Below are 2,242 nucleotides of genomic sequence, written 5' to 3'. Positions count from 1 at the left end.
ACCCGCACACGCAGGAGAACTTTCAGACTGCGTTCTTCATGCCGGAAATGTTCGACAACAACTCGATCGAACAATGGCAGGCGGAAGGCAGCGTTGAAATCACGGAACGTGCACTGAAACATGCGCGCAAGCTGCTGGCCGAATATCAAGAGCCGAAACTGGACGAGGCCAGAAACGAGGCGTTGCTGGACTACATCGCCCGGCGCGAACGCGAAATCCCGGCCGCCGATGAATTGAACCAGAGCTACTGACCCCTCAACGCACTCCCCGACTGGTCCGCCGTTTCAGGCGGACCTTTTTTGTCGCCAAACTACAGGTTGGAGGTCGGAATTGAGCATGAAGAAAGTAGAGTGATCGCTCTACTTTGCCGCTATGATATCGATCGAACAACGCAGGGCTTAAATCCGGGGCAGAAAGTATACTGAGATGAGGTTGCCTCGCGAAGCTTTGACGCCTTGCGTTCTGGCTCTGATTTTCTCGGTACGCAGGAGACCTTCAAAATCAGGATAGAACAACAATGAAAATAGCTGAAATTCATATCTATCGGCACGATCTGGCTCATACCCGCGACGACAGCTCGGGCAGCAATCTTGATCTGTCCGCAGGCCCAAGACGGGGTATCCTTTCTGGTGAAAGCCGTCTTGGCGCTCCGTTCGAATCCTTTTGAAAGGAATAGGAATAGCAATGGACCTGAATGGAAAAACAGCGCTGGTTACCGGTGCAGCGGGCGGCATCGGTGCCGCACTTGTAGCACGCCTGCGCGAAACGGGCGTCCGTGTTGCGGTTGCTGACCGAGATGTCAGCGGTATCGTGGCAGAAGCTCATCTGCCAGGCGATCTGCTTGACGGCACTTATGCTGACGCGTTGCCGAAGGCAGCGGTGGATCAACTGGGCGGATTGGATATTGTCATCAACAATGCCGGCGTCATCACTCGTGGGTCAGTGACCGAGTCCTCGGATAACGATTGGTTCCTGTCGCTGGGTGTGAATGTCGAGGCGCCATTCCGCATCTGCCGGTCCGCGATCCCTCTCATGGCTGAAAATGGCGGTGGGGCCATCGTAAACACCGCCTCGTGCTGGGGTCTGCGTCCGGGTCCCAATCACGCGGTCTATTGCATGACCAAAGCGGCGATTGCGTCTTTGACGCAATGCATGGGGATGGACCACGCCCATCAGGGCATTCGCATCAATGCCGTCTGTCCGAACGAGGTGAACACTCCCATGTTGCGGTCGGGCTTTGCGAAGCGGGGGTTTGACCCGGACACCGCCGTCAAAGAGCTGGGCCAGACCGTTCCTCTGGGCCGCATTGCCGAGCCCGAGGATATTGTCGATGTGATCATGTTCCTGGTCTCGGACGCGTCGCGCTATGTCTGCGGCACACTGGTTGAGGTCAATGGTGGGAAGCCTGTGTCATGATGCGGTTCGAGGGCAAGGTCGCGCTGGTTACAGGCGGTCGCAGCGGCATCGGGCAGGCGATTGCACGGCGGTTGCGGGATGAGGGCGCGCAGGTCTTTACCGCTCAACGCGGGCAAGACTCCGAGTTTCTGGGGATTGCTGCAGATTTCACCAATCCTACCAGTCCGGCGCAGGTGGTGAAAGCGGTCACCCGCATGGCAGGGCGGCTGGACGTTCTGGTCAACAACGCCGGGATGATGCAGGAAGCCTGTGTCGAGGAAATGAGCCTCGAAGATTGGCAGCGCAATCTGGCGGTCAATCTGACGGCACCGTTCCTGACGATCCAGGCCGCCTTGCCACATCTGCGTAAAACCCGTGGCAGCATCGTCAACACCGGTTCGATCGAGGGGCTTGGAAGCAACCCTGGTCACGCGGCCTATTGCGCATCCAAAGCCGGTTTGCACGGTCTGACCCGCGCGGTGGCCGTGGACCACGGTCCCGAAGGGATACGGTGCAATGCGGTTGCGCCGGGGTGGATTGACACTGATCTGAACCTCGATTTCATCGACAGCATGGAAGACCCCGCCGCGTTCCGCCGAGATATTGCTCGGATCCATCCGGTCGCCAGAACCGGCAGCCCCGAGGAGGTAGCCTCATTGGTTGCGTTTCTGGCGTCGGACGATGCCGGGTTCATCACCGGTCAGGTTTATACGGTAGATGGCGGACGGATGGCCAAGCTGAGCCTGCCCTGATCACTCGTCGCGCGCTTTCCATTCTTTCCAGCGCAGCACTGCGTTTGCGCCGATTTCTCGGAAGGGTTGGGGTGGCAGGCGTTTGGGTTGGTCTT

4 protein-coding genes are annotated in these 2,242 nt (G+C 58.4%); all 4 read left to right on the top strand.

Annotation, left to right across the window (positions count from 1 at the left end; genetic code table 11):
* On the top strand, positions 1–251 hold a 251-nt coding region (locus ACR0IM_RS24465; RefSeq protein WP_480683484.1), incomplete at its 5' end, for a trimethylamine methyltransferase family protein.
* A gap of 266 nt (positions 252–517) precedes the next feature.
* A complete protein-coding gene (locus ACR0IM_RS24460; protein WP_480683483.1) occupies positions 518–667 on the top strand; it encodes a hypothetical protein in 150 nt (49 codons plus the stop codon).
* A 17-nt stretch (positions 668–684) separates the two neighbouring features.
* Complete coding sequence (locus ACR0IM_RS24455; RefSeq protein ID WP_480643675.1) at positions 685–1,416, top strand: SDR family NAD(P)-dependent oxidoreductase; 732 nt, start codon at positions 685–687, stop codon at positions 1,414–1,416.
* Positions 1,413–2,147 carry an SDR family NAD(P)-dependent oxidoreductase gene (locus ACR0IM_RS24450; protein WP_480683482.1) on the top strand — a complete coding sequence of 245 codons (735 nt, stop codon included), beginning with the start codon at positions 1,413–1,415 and terminating at the stop codon, positions 2,145–2,147. Before ACR0IM_RS24455 ends, ACR0IM_RS24450 begins: the two co-directional genes overlap by 4 nt.
* Positions 2,148–2,242 lie beyond the last annotated feature (95 nt).

Source organism: Ruegeria sp. BF6 (assembly GCF_056538665.1).
This window is presented reverse-complemented; position numbering and strand designations above follow the sequence as displayed.

Excerpts from the sequence above, each read along its gene's own strand:
- ACR0IM_RS24450 (WP_480683482.1), top strand. The coding sequence starts at position 1,413 with ATGATGCGGTTCGAGGGCAAGGTCGCGCTGGTTACAGGCGGTCGCAGC.
- ACR0IM_RS24455 (WP_480643675.1), top strand. The coding sequence starts at position 685 with ATGGACCTGAATGGAAAAACAGCGCTGGTTACCGGTGCAGCGGGCGGC.
- ACR0IM_RS24460 (WP_480683483.1), top strand. The coding sequence starts at position 518 with ATGAAAATAGCTGAAATTCATATCTATCGGCACGATCTGGCTCATACC.